Here is a 274-nt window from a genome sequence, read left to right on the forward strand (position 1 = left end):
TCTGGAAATTATGTTGACCGTGCCCCGGTAAGGGGTGATTTTATAAGAATTGATACTCCAGGTCCTGGCTCCCTTGAAGCTGGTTTCGACTGGGTTAGAATTACCAATATAAGCAACGATTATACAAAAGAGGATGAATTTGAGAATATCTCAATGACCTGCCACCCGGCAAAAGAACCGGGTAAATCCTACAAGAAATATATTGCTCACTTTTATTCATCTGGTGCTACTTCAACTTTTATGATTTCAAGGGGCAGTAACTACATTAAAGCGG

General features: G+C 40.5%; 1 pseudogene. It reads left to right on the top strand.

From position 1 onward, the window contains the following. Positions 1-274, top strand: a pseudogene (locus SB689_RS23085) (hypothetical protein); the annotation flags it as partial.

Source organism: Chryseobacterium sp. SIMBA_038 (assembly GCF_046535115.1).
Lineage (GTDB): Bacteria > Bacteroidota > Bacteroidia > Flavobacteriales > Weeksellaceae > Chryseobacterium.